Source organism: Ruegeria sp. AK4, from assembly GCF_056541025.1.
The window spans coordinates 1-598 of the sequence record NZ_JBQFXS010000083.1 but is presented as its reverse complement, the minus strand read 5'-3'; the positions used below and the strand labels follow the sequence as shown (position 1 = coordinate 598).

The window sequence follows — 598 nt, the reverse complement described above, 5'->3', positions numbered from 1 at the left end:
ATCTCGTTCACCGATGACGGGCCGGCCTTTGAAATGGAATTGGGCACCGCGGTCCTGCAGACGGATGACGCCGATCTGACGGGTGGGCCGGATACGGACACCGAAGGTGTGGGCGATCTGTTCAACGTGACCACGAATGATCCGGGCGAAGATGGCCTGGGCGCGCTGGTCTACAGTCTTGAACTGGGCTCCAATGCCGGGTCGGTGACCCTGAAAGACACCGCCACCGGAGACACCGTGGTTCTCAGCAACAATGCTGGCGTCATCGAGGGCAAAACCTCGGGCGGGCAAGTCGTGTTCTCGGTCTCGGTCGTCAGCAGCACCGGCGCGGTGACGCTGACCCAGAACCGGGCGGTCGAGCACAGTTCGGCAGATACCTCGGGCTATGCCTCGGATGTCACCGGATTGGGCGCGGCCCTGACCGATGCGATCCGTCTGGTCGGCACCCTCAGCGATGCTGAAACCGCCGCAGACACCGCGACGGACTATGTCGACCTCACCCAAAAAATCTCGTTCACCGATGACGGGCCGGCCTTTGAAATGGAATTGGGCACCGCGGTCCTGCAGACGGATGACGCCGATCTGACGGGTGGGCCGG

1 protein-coding gene is annotated in these 598 nt (G+C 63.0%); it reads left to right on the top strand.

Annotated features, from left to right (window positions below; translation table 11 throughout):
* Positions 1–598 (top strand): DUF5801 repeats-in-toxin domain-containing protein (locus ACR0EZ_RS25985; RefSeq protein ID WP_480617742.1); only part of this gene is annotated, 598 nt, incomplete at both ends.